A 15,352-nucleotide genomic window follows, 5' to 3' on the forward strand; every position below is an offset into this window, starting at 1 on the left:
CGTTGGCTGGCAAGGCGTTCGCCGAGTTCGGGCATCGCTCCCCACGATTCCCGATGGAGAACATCCAAGACATCCGGTGCGGACGCCTATGTCGTACTGGCAGGAGCGCTCAGGGCTGAGCCGAGTGGTTGAAATCCGACGACAGTGCCCGAGCCGAGTGGTTGCGATCGAGCCTTGATCCACGCAGTCCCGTTGATGAACGGGCTTCCGAACACCGACTCCCAGGTGGTGCAGTCGCTCAGGACGGGCCGGGTTCGCGTTCGTCAGATCATCGTTTTCCGAACGCCGATGTGCGCGTCGCGCCCTACCTACCCGGCTGGAACATCGCCCGATGCGTTGTGAAGTACATCACCCGATTTATCGCGCCAGGCCACTTATAGGCTCTGACCTGCACATACTTCGACCTTTCGGTCGAATGCTCCTGTGTTAGGATCCCTTTGGAAGGGGATAGCTCTATCCTCACCGGCTCTGATCGACGATCGGAGCCTTTTTCGTATCCATCACCGTTCTAGGCCCTCGGCGCATCAATGCCCGGGGGCCTTTTTTGTGTCCAAAGGAGCCCGTCCCTTGTCCAAGCTCTTGTCCTTTGCCGCAGTAGGCGTTTGGCCGTTGGCCGTGCTCGCCATTGCCGTCACCTTGGTGACGGTCATTGCTCTGTGCCGAGCCGAACGCGACGATATCCCTACGGTCTTCGAGTCCTTCGCGGCGGCGTTCGGCATCCACCGCCGTGATGGGAAGCCGGATGGTGCTCAGAAACCTCCCCTCGCCCCGCCGAACCAGCAGGAGACCGCCGATGGCGATCCGCAACCCTCGCAGGAGGATCTGTGAGCAAGCCGCAGCAACACCGTGACCCGGTCAGCGCGAGCGCTGACCGGCGGGAGTTCACCGACCGGATCCTCGCCGACATCCTCGAACAGCTAGGCATGGAGAAGGAACGCCTCTTCGGCCACGACCGCGGGGTGTCCCCCTATGACGCCGAGCTGTCACGAATGATCCTGGCGGGGCACTCGAACCGCGAGATCGCCAACATCCTCGGTGCGTCACCGCTCGAAGTGCGGCTGGCCCGAAACACCATCTACCGCCGACTTCGTGATCCCGTGGTAGTGCGCGAGAGTGCCAAAGCACTCGATGTCGAGGACGCCGCACGACGGCGCGGGCTGTTTCGAGAGTGCCCCGAATGCGGAAACCTGATGGACCACAGTGCATCTTGGAACGATCGACGCGGACGACCTCGTACATATTGCAGCGACGGGTGCCTGAAAACGGCCCAGCGGGCACGGCGCGCTGCCGCCCGGCGCGCACGAAATGGTTGACAGTAGCCCGGGATACAGGCGTTTTCCGAGCATGGCGCAGGTACGAATCAAGGAAGATCAACTGGCGGTGGGCGACAATGCTGCAGTGACGCTTCCTACTAGCAACCCGGCCGACCGTCACGCGAACATCATGGGCAACCTGCGAACTCAACGGATTCCCGAACCCGCGTCGCGGCGAAGGCGCGGGACATCGAATCCCTGACGCTTGTGTTCGTCAGAGGATCGATTCTCAACACCGGCGGTGGATGTGTTGACCGGACTAGAAAATCATCTCGGCGTAGACACCGCCGTTGAGGACACCGAAGTCGATGTGGCCGGGAAGCAGAAACGGCTCTCCCGCCTCGAACAGTTCCATGTTCGTGACGACCAGCTGCTCCGCCCACGTGTGCAGTTCGATCGGCAGCACATAAGTGGTGCCGTCGACACAGCGCACGCTGATGTCCCCACCAGGACTGCCAGGTACGGGCAGGACCACGGATTCCACGTGCAGGACCATGCCCTGCTCGCCGGGTGAAGTGATTGTCGGCGGGTTCAGTTCGGCCATGACCAGACGGTAGTGAACACCCTCACGGGCGCATGCAACGATCGCCGAACCCGTCCCAATCACGCACTTTGTCCTCAGCCCGACGCGAGCGGCCCCTTGCGCGCCACCACGGCATCCTCGATGTGATGAACGGGCTTTCGAACGCTTCTTCCTGCGGGAACGCCTGATCGCTCACCCGGAGCGGTCCTGCGGTGACCAGCTGTGGAATCCACGAACCCGCCCGGTCCATCCCTCCCGGAGGCCGGGCAGGTCTGACCGGGATGGTTGAGACCGTTTCTCACATGGTCGATTTCGCGGGTTTCTTGTAGCAGGTTGCTGACCAGCGGCTGAGCATGGCGGGCGGACGCGGTTCGGTCAGGGTTCGGGTCGCAGCTGGGGGAACCTCCGCCAGATCTTGTCGATCTGGCGGCGGATGTGGCTCAGCTCCGCGTTCAAGGCGTCATTGCTGCCCGCTGCCGCTGCGGCGCGCCGGCGGGCCACGATCTGTGCGTGTTTTTCCAGTTCCGTGAGAAATATCCGGGCCTGGGCTGTTTCGGGATCCTCGCTCATCGGCGGGCGGGGCGGTCAGCGGCCAGTGGCGAGTGCCCGCTCGGCGATGCGCTCGACCAGCAGTGGCACGAAGTCGCGGACCGGGTGGCCGAGGAAACGCCGATGCGCTTCGCCGACGGCGGTCTTGACCGCTTCGCCGGTGAGTTGGGGATACTTGCCGCCCAGACGGGCAACAAGCTCACTGATCTGCCCGTCCTCATCACCGACCTTCATAGCACAAGAGCATAATTCCCCGCCCTCGCCGTCAACGGGAAAGCGGGATTCGGGAAGTATGTCAGCTTTCCCCACGAGACCAATCGAATCCGTACATCCGTGTCGGCCTCTCTGTCAGACGGCGATCGCGGCCTGCTCCCGGCCGTGAGAGGAACCCAGCAGCGCGGTGATGTGAGTCAGCAGATCGCGGGCCGAGATCGGGATCAGCAGGCATTCCGACGCGCCGCCGGCCACGACCGGTTCGACGGTTCCCGTGTCGATGTCGCTGCTCAGGACCAGGATCGGGGCATCGGTGCGCGCCCGCAGCGCACGACACAACTGAGCGGGGCGCATATCGGCCCGTGACGGGCCGACCACGACCAGATTCGGTGTCAGCTTTGCTCGGGTGCTCAGCGCCCGCTGACCGGTCGCCGTCGAAATGGCCTGATAACCCGCCGTGGCCAGCACCAGGACCAGTATCTCGGCTGCGGCCGGATTGCTCTCGACCACCAGGATCGTCGCCGGCGGGGGTGGGTGCTCACCGGGTCGTGAGCGCGGACGGCTGATCTCCGAAGCCGATGTCGGGAAGCTGCTCATTGGTTGTCCTCCGCTCGACGGGATCCCCCACCCTCTTGGGATGTGACCGTCCCGCGAAGCAACGAAGCTGTTCAGCCCCGCTTCGACAACCCATGTCCTTGACGCGCCGACGGAAACCCGAACATATCCCCACCCGATCCCCAGGACCAGGACTCCGTGACGGATGTGGCGGAACTTCACATTTGCTGGGGTTTTCTCCTCCATGCCGCCATCGATTTACCCAGCGGACATCACCGATTCACGAGACAGTTACTTGTAGTGGGCGTTGGGCAGCTCAGCGCTGGATCTTGCAGAGCTCTGCCATCATCGAGGGCCCCGTGTGGGCCGCGGCGATCGCGGCGCACTGATAGCGCAGATAAGCGGCCGGGAGCAGCTCGTCGGCGGTAGGCCGCCAGCGACCGCGGATCCGATCGGGGATGGTGGTGAAATCGGCGGTGCGACAGTAGATGTCCGCGTCGAGGAGTTGGCGGCGGATCCCGATGTCGGCCTGGATCAGATCGGCGCCACCGTCCAGACCGGTCAGCAACGGCCACAGTTAGTGCTGCGTTCCTCAAAGGTGGTAGATAAACCGGCGGCGTAGGGTCCTGGGTTTCGGGGCTGGTCGGCCCCAAACCCATGGTCGCGCGCGGGCGTTGAGGGCGGCGGTGGCCTGGCGGGTGGCCTGGTCGATCTCGGTGTGGTCGGCGAAGGTCTGACCTGCGAGGGCTTCTCGCCGGAAGATTCGCCACCACGGCTCTTGGAGGTTGAGCCAGCATGCCCCGACCGGGATGAATGCATGTTTGATCCGAGGGTGATCGGCGAGCCATTCGCGGGTGGATTTGCTGTTGTGGCTGGAGAGGTTGTCGGTGATGACATGAATGTCGCCGGTGGGGTTGGCCTGTTCGATCATTTCGAGGAAACGCTGGTAGTTCACGCTGTTGCGTGAGCCGGCGGTGAGCGTGACCGCCTGGCCGTCGCGGACGCGGATCGATCCGTAGACCCAGATCTTGTCCGGACCTCGCGAGTATTCCAGGGGTGCTTTGATGCGGTGTCCGTCGATCGACCATCCCGGTGCGGGGCCGAAGGTTCGGGGCGAGACCGGGCCCAGCTCGTCGGCGCAGACTACCGTGGCCCCCGCCGGTGGCTGCGTGTAGAGACCGACGATGTGGGTTCTTTTGGGACGAAGTACGGGTCCTTGCTCGTCGTCCACGACCGCGGCCGACGCCATCGAATCCCTTCTGCCACAATTATTCTGCGCACCTGACTACGACCCACGACAATGCCTTCGGCGCGCAGGGCCTCGGTCAGCGAATCCAGTGTCCAGCACGACGGTGCCCCGTCTTGCTCGGCTTCCAGAGCGCCATCGGATCGCCGCGTCAACCGCCCCGGTGGCGTGGTGGCGACCAAGGCTACGATACGACTGCGCTCTGTCTCGGTCAGGCGAGGTTTGCGCCCCGACCCCGGCCGATCGCCCAGCCCCTCCAGGCCGTGAGTGTTGAACCGGTGCAAGCGTTCTCGCACCGTCTGTGGATGACAACCCAACTCCTGTGCAATCACCGCGGTGGACTTACCGTCCCAACTCGCCGTGATCATCTGCGCCCGGCGGATCCAATCCCCCGGAGCATGCCGCGCCCCAGCCAGCTTGCGAATTTGCCGCTCCTCCAACGTATTCCGTGGAGACCGCGCGACCAACACCTTCGGCAGAACCCACCCCGCTACATCCGAACCAGCAAGACCGACAACAAAATACATGATCTTTGAGGAACGCAGCATTAGTACTCCAGCATCACTTCGTGATGTTGTTGGGTAGCATGGGGTTTCGTGCTGGTTGATGAGGATCTGGCTGCGTGGACGGCTGGGCTCGAAGAGCTGTTCGCGCGGGTCGCGGGGCGGTTTCATCGGGCGGAGCCACGGTTGCGGGCTCGAGCGTATGTGCGGGGCCTGCTGGCACCGCTGGCGGGGAAGAACGGCTGGACCTTGGCCGAAGCGGCGGGTGATCTGACGCCGAATGGGATGCAGCGGTTGTTGAACAAGGCGGCGTGGGATGTCGACGGAGTCCGCGATGAGGTGCGCGCGTATGCCGTCGAGCACCTCGGCGATGCGGATGGTGTGCTGGTTGTCGACGAGACCGGGTTCCTGAAGAAGGGAGTGAAATCTGCTGGGGTGCAACGGCAATACTCGGGAACGGCCGGTCGGGTGGAGAACTGTCAGCTCGGTGTGTTCTGTGCGTATACGAGCGTGAAGGGCCGCACCCTGATCGACCGGGAGTTGTATCTGCCGAAGTCGTGGACCAACGATCGGGACCGCTGCCGGGAGGCGGGGGTGCCCGATGAGGTCGAATTTGGCACGAAACAGGTTCTGGCACAAAGGATGCTGGCCCGTGCACTGGATGCCGGTGTACCCGCTCGCTGGGTCACTGCCGACGAGGCCTATGGCGGTGATTCGAAGTTCCGGCGCTGGCTCGAGCGACGGCGGATCGGGTATGTGGTGGCCGTGCCCAGCAGTGCGCCGATCGTGTCGGTGTCGGGCAGCTGGCGTGCCGATCAGGTCGTCGCGGACGCGCCACCTGAGGCATGGAAGCGGCGCAGCTGCGGCGAAGGCGCGAAAGGTCCCCGGCTGTTCGACTGGGCCGTGGCCACGCTGCCGACCGTCAGCGAGGCCGGCGCCGGTTGGCGGCGCTGGCTTTTGGCCAGGCGGTCGCTGACCCATAACACCAAAGGTGAACTCGAAATCGCGTACTACCTGTGCGGAGCTCCGGCAGGCACCAGCGACGAGGACCTGATCAGGGTCGCCGGTGCCCGCTGGTCGGTCGAGGACTGTTTCCAGACCGCGAAAACCGAGATCGGGCTCGACCAGTACCAGGTCCGCCGCTACGACGCCTGGTACCGGCACATCACCCTCGCCCTGCTCGCCCACACCTACCTTGCGGTGACGGCCGCTGTTTCCCCAAAAGCGTTGGCAGCGGCCTCATTCCACTCACGCTCGGCGAAATCAAGCGTCTCCTGGCACACCTGATCACCCCACTCCCGAACCCCGTCCGGCTGCTCCACTGGTCGACATGGCGACGAAGACACCAACACCAGGCAAAACAAGCCCACTACCAGCGAAGACACGCATTACATCACGAAGTGATGCTGGAGTACTAAACCCGGTCATGATCGGTTCAGCTCGCCGCTAGGAACTCCCGGATCCGGGACGAGACCAGTTCGGGCTGCTCGGCCTGGATTATGTGCATCGAGTCCGCGGTCTCGAAGCGCGCATTCTGGAGCGCGTCGACATACTGGCGCTGGTGTTCCTGGATGTCGGTCAAATACTTACCGGCACCTCTTGGAACTCGGCCGGCGGAAAGCAGAACCACCGGGCATTTCGGCGGTGCCGGAGGTTGGCGGCGAAACGCCACGACGGCGTCGGCTCGGGCAGCCGCTTCACGACGCATCTGCGCGAAGCTGGACGGTCGAAAGTCCTCTGCGGCAATCGCTTTGTAGGTGGCCGGCGGGAACACACGGCGGAAGGGCCGCCCGCTCACACTCGCGACGACCGGTCGCAGTTGGCGAACTTTGCTCAACCCCTCGAACAGGCCGTACAGCCGGTCCTGCTGGCGGGTGAGGCGTGTGACGTCGTCGTACATCGCGGCGGTCTCGGGGGTCGGGTCGATGAGCACCAGCCCGTCGAGCCTCGATCCGAGAGCAACGGCTGCCCATCGGGCGATGAGGCCTCCCATGCTGTGCGCGACCAGCACCAAATTCCCGGGCACTCGCGCGTCGATGAGCTCGCACAGCGTCGTTGCCATCTCCGGGATGCTTGTCGGCCCGTTGCCGGGTTCACTGAGGCCGTGGCCCAGGCGATCGTAGGTGGTGAGGCGGGCGGCGTCCCGGAGCAGCGGGATCACCGGATCCCAGGACGTGCGGCCGAACCCCAACCCGGCTTCGAAGACCACGTGGCCTTCGCCGTGCCCCGATTCCTCCACGTAGAGGCGTCGTCCTCCCAGGTCGATGTGCTGTCCGTCGACTTCCGGCCGGTGTATCGAAGTCATGAGCCTCGCTCCTTCTCGTCGGAGGGATTACCGCGGGTCCCAGCCTGCCGGGCGGGGATTGGTGGCGCGGCGTTGTTCGGCGGAGAGGGCGAACCAACGGCGGGCGTCCTCGTCGGCGAGGTATTCGGGGTCGATGTACATCTGCTCGATGGTGCGGCGGGTCATCCGCCAGAGGCCGTCGTCGCAGCGGCGGAACCGGTCGGTGACCAGGCCATGTCCGACGATGCGGCCGAGGGCCGGCGCCTGGCTGTCGGCGGTCAGGGGGCCGCTCATGACGATGCCCGTGAGATAGCTCTGCGCCCGTGCGTTGTCGGCATCTTCGGCCCAGATCACCAGGTTCGTACCCTGGTGGCGCAGACCGGCATTCGCGTGTTCCCACTCCCGCAGCAGCGTGAGTGCCGCCTCGCGCCCCTCGCGGTAGCCCCACATGTGGTCGATCACGACATCCTCGGTGAACATGTCGGTCAGGCTCACGTAGTCGCGGCGGTCGAAGCACCATTCGAAGCGGAACACCAGATCGGTGATGTCGAGACGATCCTCGGCACTGAGCACTCGTTGCTGTTCGGCCAGCGGCGTGTAGTAGCCGGGCTCGGGATCGATGGAGGGTGCGGCGGCGGAGGTGAGATCTGTTGTCATGGTCCGGACTCTGGTCGACACCGCTGTCACACCGCTGTCACAACGCTGGCATCGACTGCCAGGCACCGCTCAGCGACGGCACGATCATCGGCCTTGCGGTCCCTCGGCGATGAGATCTGGGCTGGCTGCTCAGCTGGCGAAAGTAGGCGGAGCTACTCGTAAACGCCGGCTGCTTAAGTCCGGATAAGCCGGATGTTCTCCCTCCGCGCTAGGACGGGGTAGTGACTGGCAGGGGCTCGTGTTCGAGTGATCTGTATTCCTGGGCTCATTCCTAAACTTGGGTTTTAACCTCGCCGGGTTACGGCATCCCCCCGGTTGATCTTGTGAGCAGCCCTTGGTCGATGATTCCTGTTGCGACACATGGAAGTTCGACACAAGGGCTGCGGTGGATAGTATGCGAGATGGCGAGCGCGGGAGCGCGCTCGGGCAGTTGGTGGCGTTCCGGCAGGAGTTCTACGAGTGCTTGACCGCGCGGGCGGATACGTTGTTCGAGCTGGCCGACGCGGTGTTGTGTGCCGATGGGCCGGTGCGGTCACTGGTGGGGTTGTCGTTGGTGCCGGAGCACCGCCGAGGTCATGGTGCCTTGTATGACGCGGTGAACTGCGGCCGCATCGAGGTCGACCGGTTGCGGAGGGCGCTGGGCGGAGTGCGGTTGCCGCGGGCGGCCGACGGCCGCCTGGTGCTGGCAGTCGACGTGTCGCCATGGCTGCGCCCGGACGGCGCGACCTGCATGGAACGGTCGTTCTGCCACACCTATGGCCGAGGCCGCAACGAGCACCAGATGGTCCCTGGCTGGCCGTACTGGATCGTCGTGGCCCTGGAAACCGGCCGAACCTCCTGGACCGCGCCGCTGGATGCGGTGCGCCTGGCTCCCGGCGCGGATGTCGCGGCGGTGACCACCGAGCAGATCCGCGACGTGATCGACCGTCTCATCGCTGCGAGGCAGTGGCGCGACGGGGACCCGGAGATCCTGCTCGTGCTCGACGCCGGCTACGACGCACCGCGCATCGCGTATCTGCTGGCCGACCTGCCGGTGCAGATCCTGGCTCGGCTGCGTTCCGATCGCGTGTTCCGTCGACCGGCACCACCGCACCGGCACAATCCCAAGGGCGGTCGACCCGCCCGACACGGCGGTGAGTTCGTCTTCGGTGACCACGACACCTGGGGCAAAGAACACGTCGTAACATGCACGGAGACAAGGCTTTATGGGACCGCGACCGCGCGGGCGTGGGACCGGCTGCACCCACGGCTGCAACGCCGCTCGGCTTGGGCGGACTTCCAGGGGCCACTGCCGGTCATCTCCGGCACCGTGATCCGGCTGACCGTGGACCACCTGCCCAGCGGCGGGGTGAACAAGCCCGTGTGGTTGTGGTGGTCGGGAGTCGACGCCACCGCCACCGATATCGACCGATGTTGGCAAATGTTCTTGCGCCGCTTCGATATTGAGCACACATTCCGCATGTTCAAACAGACCCTCGGCTGGACCCGGCCGCAGCTGCGCAATCCCGACGCGGCCGACCGCTGGACCTGGCTGATGCTGACCGTCTTCACCCAGTTGCGACTGGCCCGCGAGCTGGCCGTCGACTTGCGCCGCCCGTGGGAGAAAACAGTTGCACCGCAACGACTTACCCCCGCACGGGTGCGGCGCGGGTTCCGGCACCTGCGCACGAAGACCGGCTCTCCCACGGCTGCACCGAAACCCACCCGACCCGGACCCGGGCGACCCGCAGGCTCGAAGAACCGCCACCGAGCCGCCCGCCACGACGTGGGCCTGACACTGGTCACCGGCCAGGCATACACCCGCCCAGCACATCACAAGCAGGGAACCAAACCCCGCCGAACAGGGCAAACACCAGCCAGAGGTTAAATTTCAAGCTTAGTGGTCGCGCCCGCAAGTTCTTCGGGGGTTCACGCGGCAGCCGGTGATGCGGCAGTCTGGTGGTCGCGGCCGGTGGGCTGTTGGGAGTGCTCTTTCTGTTCGTGTCGCTCGATCCGGGCCATCAGGTCCTCGAGGTCGGCCGGGGTGAACTTCCATTCGAAGGGTCGCGCGGTCTGGTTGTAGCGGCGCGCGAAGACGGTGAGCCGGTCTTCGACCTGGTCAAGGCTGGTGAAGTCGTTGGGAGACACGACCTTTCGTTGCGCGATGGAGAAATAGATCTCCACCTGGTTCAACCAGGAGGCGTGGACCGGGGTGTGGATCATGACTGCGTTGGGAAACCGCGCGGTCAGCCGATCGGCAGCGGCCTTGCCGCGGTGCGACGATCCGTTGTCGACCACCCAGAACACCCGTTTGGCCGAGGAGTAGGGCTCGCTGGTCATGACTTTCTCCACCAGGGTCATGAACGGCACGATCCCGGTCTTGGGCCACGCAGTGCCCGTATACCTGGGCGTGGTGAACGTCGTAGGCGGCCAGGTAGGACAGGGAGCCGCCGCGGTCGTATTCGTGGTTGACGCGCATCGTGCGGGAGATGCCGGGCGCCAACGTGGGGTGGCAGCGGCAGCGCGCCTGGATCGAGGTCGTCTCGTCGGAGGAGATCACGTACTCGTTGTCGGCGAGCGGTTTTCCGTCGAAGACCCGCTGGTAGAGGTCGAGTACCCGGGCCGCTTTCGCGGCGAAGTCCGGGTCGCGGATGAACACCCACGACTGGTACTGCCATGGCTTGAGCGCATCCTCGGCCAGGATACGGCGGACGGTCGAGGCGGAGATCGCCGCCGTGACGCCCTGGCCGATCGCCTCGGTGGCCAGGTCGGTGCTGCTCCACCGTGACAGCGGCACGCCGGTTTCGGCCGGCAGCTGGCAGGCCAGGGCCTTGATCTCGGCGCGCTGGACGGGAGTGAATCGGGGCGGCCGGCCCGAACGCGGCCGGTCTTTGAGCCCATCGAGGCCGTGGTCCGCGTATCGACCCCGCCAGGTTCGCACCGTGTCGAGATGGACTCCCCGCCGCATGGCGATCTTGTTGTTCGAGTAGCCATGGGCGGCATCGAGGACAATCCGAACACGCACGACCAGCCCGGACGCGGCGGTGCGCGAGTAGGCCAGTTTCTCGAGTCGTCGCCGCTGCGACGTAGTCAACACAACCTGGCGAGCACGGGGAACAGACACGAAAATGACAGGCCTTCAACGAATTTCGAGACACCGACCGCCACGACCCTGCCCGATTACCTCACCTCGCCGGACTCGACACGCCGGAGCAGGCAGGATGAGCTCATGCCCGCGATCCCGGACTCGACCAAAACCTCCCTGGCCCAACGGCTGCACCAACACGCTGCCGAACACTGGCCCCAGCTGACCGGCCTGCACGTCCGCTACCACGGTCAATTCGCCTACGTCGAGGGCGAACTGGCCGATGGCCACCGGCTGCCCCTCATCCGGCTCCGCTACGACGGATCGGCTTCGACATGGGGATTCGGTCTCTACCTCGCCAGCAGCGGCAAGTACGAAAACCAGATCCTGCCCACCGGATTCACCGCAGGCAGTCCCCAACAAGCCCTCGACTGCGCCTGCGATCTCTACCTCGGGCACTGACCCCCGAAGAACTTGCGGACGGGACCACTTAGCGCCGGATTTCGAGATTTAGGCCAACGGAAAAGTAGCTGTTCAGGCGCACTTACTCCCTGCTACCGCCGGATTCCGGCCGGTTGGACCTCGCGGGCCTTCCCGGTGACGCCGCTGTTCCCGCACCTGGGTGTGCTCGGCGCTGTCCCGCTGCCGACGAAGTGGCACATCGAATTCGGTGAACCCATCCCCGCCGCCACCTACGGGCCCCAAGCCGCTGACGATCCGCCGGTGACCGGGATCGGCCACTCCACGGCGAGACGCCGATGGCCGTATCGGGCGCGGGCCGCGTCGGCGGTCAGACCCAGTGCCGCACCGATCTGGGCCCAGGTCGCTCCGGAGCGGCGATCCGCGATGACCGCGCAGGCGACCAAGTCCTCGACCAGGCCGGGGAAGCGCGCCACCGCCGTACTGTGCACCCCGCCGGTGGCGAGGCGGCCGTGCTCGGTGAGATCGACGATCAGCTCCTTGACCACCTCGACCTGCACGGTCAGGTCTTCGGCGATGAACGCCATGGCCACCTGTGGATTGATCGCCGACCGCACCGAGCGGGCCTCCCGCCGGCGAGCCCGGTAGGCAGCTTGGCGGTGCGCGGGCCGACAGTAGCGGCGTACCCCGGCCCGATCGCTTAAGGGTCCTGCCCGGGTGTCAACCTGGGCAGGATGTGCACGGTGATCTGGGTTTTGTAGGTGTTGCGGTCGATCTGGCCTTTGGCGCGGTGTTTGGAGATGGCGCGTTTGACCACGCGGGGGCTGGTTCGTGTCCGGCGTGGGGGTAGCGGGTCGGCGAGAACGGCGCGGCCGATGGAGCCGATCAGGTCGATTGTGGTGTCGGCCAGGATGGCGGCAGCGTGGATGAGCTGGTCGCGGGCAGTGTTCACGGCGACGGTGAAGCTGGCGCGGTCGGCGGGTGTCCCGGTGGCCAGGGTGGTGTCGGCGATGGCGGTGCGCAGCGCTTGGTAGGTGATGAGCAGGGCGTAGACCTCCTGGTCGACGCCGCCGGGGGTGCGTGCTCGCAGCACCCGCCCGCCGAGGAGGGTCGATTTCAGCTCGAAATAGCTGGTTTCGATCTCCCACCGCTGATGGTAGAGCCGAACCAATTCCGCAGCGGGATACCGTTTCTCGTCGGTCAAGGTGGTGATCAGCCGGTAACGGCCGACCCGGCGTGGGCCGTGGTGGCAGCGCACGGTGATCTCGGCGTCGACGACACGCACGAGCACGGGGCCGATACGAGTCAGCCATGACCGGTCGGGCAGGTGCTTGATCGAGGGTAGGGCGCGACCGTTCTTGCAGCGGATCAACAGTTCGGCTCGGGTTGCGGAGATCTTCTCGATCAACGCCGCGACCGCGAAGTTGCGGTCGGCCAGCAGCAGCATGCCCGGTTTCAGGCAGTCGAAAAGCTTTGGCGCATAGGCTATTTCCCCGGTCGTGTAAGGGCCGAACACGGCATCGACGACCGTGCGGGTGCCGCAGGCGACCACGGCCAGCAGTCGCAGCATCGGATATCCGGCCGCCGCGTCGGGCCGCCCGGTCTGCCGGCCGAACACCGCCGAGTTCGCGGCGCTGTCGGGGACGAACATCGAGGTGCCATCGACGGCGCATACCAGCAGGCCACGCCACCGCAGCGCACCCGCGGCCGGACCTGCCAGCAGCTCGAACAACGCACGTAGCGCCCTCGGACCGACGCGGCGCAGCGCTTGGGACAACGCCGAAGTGCTCGGTGTTGCGACCGCCGGACCGTCCAGGCCGCTGACCAGCCGCGCCCACACCTGCCGGTAACCGATCTGCTCGAACAACGCCCCGGCCAACAGCAGATACACCACGACCCGCGACGGGAGCGCGCGCACCCGCTGCTGCACCGACCGGGTGGCCGCCAACGCGGCATCGACCAGGTCGAACGACACGATCTGGGTCAACTCACCCAGATGGCCCGGCCCGAACACCGAATCGGCTACCGCATCCGGGCGCGGAATGACAGACTGGTCCAACAGCGGAGCTCCTGGCTCGAAGGTTTGTCTTGGAGGACAAAACCTCTCTACCAGCAGTTCCGCTGTTCCATATGCGAAACCATCACTCCAGCAACACGATTGCCTTGACAGCGACCCGACACCACTAACTGAGCGGCCTTGCCGCTAAAGCGGGACATCAGTTTTTGAGTTTGGACCACCGCTCATGTGCGGATTGGCGGGTCATGCCGGCGGCCTTGCCGATCGCGTCCCAGGACGCGCCCTGCGCGCGTGCCTCACGCACGGCCTCGGTGAGCCGGGCCTGCGCCTGCGCGGCGGCGGTGGCGGCCAGTTCCACCGCGTAGGTGCCCGTGGTCGGCGCGATGTGCTGCTCCCAATCGACCATGATCAGGTCCTCGAGCTCGCTGGCAAGCATGCTGTCGGGCGAGTAGACGCGCCGCTGCGCGAGATCCTGCTCCGCCGCGGTGGCCACCCGGTCCAGATCGGGCCTCGCCAGCATTGCTTCCCGCTGGGCGAGTCGAGGTCCGAGCAGATCGCGCGCCACGCGACGACCTCGCCGTCGGTGCGGTGCTGCCAGTCGTCGTAGTCGAGTGATGTCCCATCTGCCGCTGTGGTGGCGATCGGCCCGTCCGACCACGATGCGCCCGACGCACCGTCCGCGAACACGAACGCGACGTAGCCCTCGTGCCGTCCATCCTCGGTCTGTCGTCCCATGACCCCTCCCGTACTGTAAGGACTTCCTGACAATCATATCTTTTGCCAGGAAGTCCTTACAGCTATCGGCGAATCTCAGCACAGAAGAGTTCGCGTTCGGAAAACGATGGCCGACCACCTGGGTTCGGAAGATCTACCGGATTTCTGCCGATTCGATCTGTCGGTGTACCGAACCCACACCGGCAGTGACCTACGGTGCCAGTGTCACCGGCGGTGTGCCGAGCCCGACCCGCCAGCCATCTCGCCGCCGGTCCGCACGTGGAGATAGTTGTCGACGCCGACACTCCGGTAGGTGCGCCGATGCGCGGCCGGTAACTGTGGTGCGGCCGTAGCGGAATCGATGACCCGGGGATCGGCGACGTCGTAGATGACGCCCTGTCGTTGCAGCGTGGCCCGGCCACGGGCCAGTACGTTGCGTAACCAATCGACCTGGGTGCCGTACGGCAGCGGGATGATGAACCCGTCGGCGACGGGTTCGGCCACAATCGGTGTGGCATAAGCCTTTCCAGAACGCCGCCCGGTATGCCGGATCACCGCCGCATACCAATGCCGGCGACCAGCCAGACGCAGCATCACAGGATTGAGCACACGCTTGTTGAACCTGCGTATCGCGTCCCGGTCCAGTTCCGGCCGAGGAAAGACCTTCATTCTGTTGCCCACCCCCCGATACTGGCCGCCGACCGCACCAGTCACGTAGGGCCGAACGCCCCCACGCCCAGGGATTCGGTGGTCACAACAGCTAGCTGTCCCGAACTGTTGCTTCTGCTGAGCGGCCTGGACGGTGCCGCCGATTTCATCCAGGCCGACATCGGGATCCGCTGCCATCTCCTCGACGTGGACATCTACTGTCGCACCGCCGCCGACCACAGCACCGACGATTCCGACGCCGAGAGGTGGGTTCAGGTACCACGCACACGACCCCTGACCCATCCCGGTCGTGACTCCGCCCGGCCTCTGGGTGGACGAACCGGGCGGGGTCAGCTGGCCACCGAAGCAGGGACGTGACCGCAGACCATCGTAGGTATCTGCACCTCGACCAAGACTGCCGCCACGCCGATGTACGCGGACGCCCCTGTCCGGAAGACGATCGTCGACCGAACGTGGTCGCCCCGGGTGAGCGATCAGGCGTTCCTGCAGGAAGAAGCGTTCGAAAGCCCGTTCCTGAAACCGAGGATGCTGTGGTGGCGCGCAAGGGGCCGCTCGCGTCGGGCTGAGGACAAAGTGCGTGATTGGGACGGGTTCGGCGATCGTTGCATGCGCCCGTGAGGGTGTT

The 15,352-nt window shown here is 65.4% G+C and carries 18 protein-coding genes and 2 pseudogenes; 5 read left to right on the forward strand and 15 right to left on the reverse strand.

The window, feature by feature from the left end:
* The first annotated feature begins 567 nt into the window (after positions 1-567).
* Together ACIRRA_RS43965 and ACIRRA_RS43970 are read left to right on the forward strand one after the other, a co-directional pair.
* A complete protein-coding gene (locus tag ACIRRA_RS43965) occupies positions 568-828 on the forward strand; it encodes a hypothetical protein (protein WP_402781427.1) in 261 nt (86 codons plus the stop codon).
* Positions 825-1,313, forward strand: coding sequence for a hypothetical protein (locus ACIRRA_RS43970; RefSeq protein ID WP_402781430.1), 489 nt, complete (start codon positions 825-827; stop codon positions 1,311-1,313). The genes ACIRRA_RS43965 and ACIRRA_RS43970 overlap by 4 nt, the downstream gene beginning before the upstream one ends.
* A 259-nt stretch (positions 1,314-1,572) precedes the next feature.
* Here the strand turns inward: ACIRRA_RS43970 and ACIRRA_RS43975 are convergent, their stop codons facing one another.
* The 7 genes from ACIRRA_RS43975 to ACIRRA_RS44005 all read right to left on the reverse strand — a co-directional run bounded on the left by ACIRRA_RS43975 (position 1,573) and on the right by ACIRRA_RS44005 (position 5,073).
* Entirely contained in the window at positions 1,573-1,857 is a 285-nt protein-coding gene (locus ACIRRA_RS43975) for a hypothetical protein (RefSeq protein WP_402781433.1), read from the reverse strand.
* A 354-nt stretch (positions 1,858-2,211) separates the two neighbouring features.
* Complete coding sequence (locus ACIRRA_RS43980) at positions 2,212-2,406, reverse strand: hypothetical protein (protein ID WP_402781436.1); 195 nt, start codon at positions 2,404-2,406, stop codon at positions 2,212-2,214.
* 15 nt (positions 2,407-2,421) lie between these two features.
* Positions 2,422-2,619 (reverse strand): three-helix bundle dimerization domain-containing protein, encoded by a 198-nt coding sequence (locus ACIRRA_RS43985; RefSeq protein ID WP_402781439.1) that lies wholly within the window; start codon positions 2,617-2,619, stop codon positions 2,422-2,424.
* 114 nt (positions 2,620-2,733) lie between these two features.
* Positions 2,734-3,195: a PleD family two-component system response regulator gene (locus tag ACIRRA_RS43990; RefSeq protein WP_402781442.1), complete on the reverse strand. Its 462-nt coding sequence runs from the start codon at positions 3,193-3,195 to the stop codon at positions 2,734-2,736.
* A gap of 274 nt (positions 3,196-3,469) precedes the next feature.
* Entirely contained in the window at positions 3,470-3,721 is a 252-nt protein-coding gene (locus ACIRRA_RS43995; RefSeq protein WP_402781445.1) for a hypothetical protein, read from the reverse strand.
* A 24-nt stretch (positions 3,722-3,745) separates the two neighbouring features.
* Entirely contained in the window at positions 3,746-4,402 is a 657-nt protein-coding gene (locus ACIRRA_RS44000; RefSeq protein ID WP_402781448.1) for an IS630 family transposase, read from the reverse strand.
* A complete protein-coding gene (locus tag ACIRRA_RS44005; protein WP_402781451.1) occupies positions 4,297-5,073 on the reverse strand; it encodes a helix-turn-helix domain-containing protein in 777 nt (258 codons plus the stop codon). The genes ACIRRA_RS44000 and ACIRRA_RS44005 overlap by 106 nt, the downstream gene beginning before the upstream one ends.
* On the opposite strand from ACIRRA_RS44005, the pseudogene ACIRRA_RS44010 reads away from it, so the two are divergent.
* Positions 5,014-6,320 (forward strand): annotated as a pseudogene (locus ACIRRA_RS44010) (IS701 family transposase). The gene ACIRRA_RS44005 and the pseudogene ACIRRA_RS44010 overlap by 60 nt on opposite strands.
* A 17-nt stretch (positions 6,321-6,337) precedes the next feature.
* Here the strand turns inward: ACIRRA_RS44010 and ACIRRA_RS44015 are convergent.
* Both ACIRRA_RS44015 and ACIRRA_RS44020 read right to left on the reverse strand, forming a co-directional pair.
* Positions 6,338-7,207, reverse strand: a complete 870-nt coding sequence (locus tag ACIRRA_RS44015; protein WP_402781454.1) for an alpha/beta fold hydrolase — start codon at positions 7,205-7,207, stop codon at positions 6,338-6,340.
* Between the two features lie 27 nt (positions 7,208-7,234).
* Positions 7,235-7,843 (reverse strand): nuclear transport factor 2 family protein, encoded by a 609-nt coding sequence (locus ACIRRA_RS44020; protein WP_402781457.1) that lies wholly within the window; start codon positions 7,841-7,843, stop codon positions 7,235-7,237.
* 394 nt (positions 7,844-8,237) lie between these two features.
* On the opposite strand from ACIRRA_RS44020, the gene ACIRRA_RS44025 reads away from it, so the two are divergent.
* Positions 8,238-9,710 (forward strand): NF041680 family putative transposase, encoded by a 1,473-nt coding sequence (locus ACIRRA_RS44025; protein WP_402781460.1) that lies wholly within the window; start codon positions 8,238-8,240, stop codon positions 9,708-9,710.
* A 41-nt stretch (positions 9,711-9,751) separates the two neighbouring features.
* Here the strand turns inward: ACIRRA_RS44025 and ACIRRA_RS44030 are convergent, their stop codons facing one another.
* Positions 9,752-10,183 carry a transposase gene (locus ACIRRA_RS44030; protein ID WP_402781463.1) on the reverse strand — a complete coding sequence of 144 codons (432 nt, stop codon included), beginning with the start codon at positions 10,181-10,183 and terminating at the stop codon, positions 9,752-9,754.
* An 85-nt stretch (positions 10,184-10,268) separates the two neighbouring features.
* Positions 10,269-10,790 (reverse strand): annotated as a pseudogene (locus tag ACIRRA_RS44035) (helix-turn-helix domain-containing protein); the annotation flags it as partial.
* A 261-nt stretch (positions 10,791-11,051) separates the two neighbouring features.
* Between ACIRRA_RS44035 and ACIRRA_RS44040 the strand changes: the two are divergent.
* Complete coding sequence (locus tag ACIRRA_RS44040; RefSeq protein ID WP_402781466.1) at positions 11,052-11,369, forward strand: hypothetical protein; 318 nt, start codon at positions 11,052-11,054, stop codon at positions 11,367-11,369.
* A 230-nt stretch (positions 11,370-11,599) separates the two neighbouring features.
* On the opposite strand, the gene ACIRRA_RS44045 is transcribed toward ACIRRA_RS44040, so the two are convergent.
* The 4 genes from ACIRRA_RS44045 to ACIRRA_RS44060 form a co-directional block, all read right to left on the reverse strand.
* Complete coding sequence (locus tag ACIRRA_RS44045) at positions 11,600-11,944, reverse strand: hypothetical protein (protein ID WP_402781478.1); 345 nt, start codon at positions 11,942-11,944, stop codon at positions 11,600-11,602.
* Positions 11,945-12,027: 83 nt separating this feature from the next.
* Positions 12,028-13,386, reverse strand: coding sequence for an IS4 family transposase (locus tag ACIRRA_RS44050; protein WP_402781469.1), 1,359 nt, complete (start codon positions 13,384-13,386; stop codon positions 12,028-12,030).
* Positions 13,387-13,543: 157 nt separating this feature from the next.
* Positions 13,544-13,909 (reverse strand): hypothetical protein, encoded by a 366-nt coding sequence (locus tag ACIRRA_RS44055; RefSeq protein WP_402781472.1) that lies wholly within the window; start codon positions 13,907-13,909, stop codon positions 13,544-13,546.
* A gap of 374 nt (positions 13,910-14,283) precedes the next feature.
* Positions 14,284-14,727, reverse strand: a complete 444-nt coding sequence (locus ACIRRA_RS44060; protein WP_402781475.1) for a nitroreductase family deazaflavin-dependent oxidoreductase — start codon at positions 14,725-14,727, stop codon at positions 14,284-14,286.
* Positions 14,728-15,352 lie beyond the last annotated feature (625 nt).

This window comes from Nocardia sp. NPDC101769, assembly GCF_044766925.1.
GTDB lineage: Bacteria > Actinomycetota > Actinomycetes > Mycobacteriales > Mycobacteriaceae > Nocardia.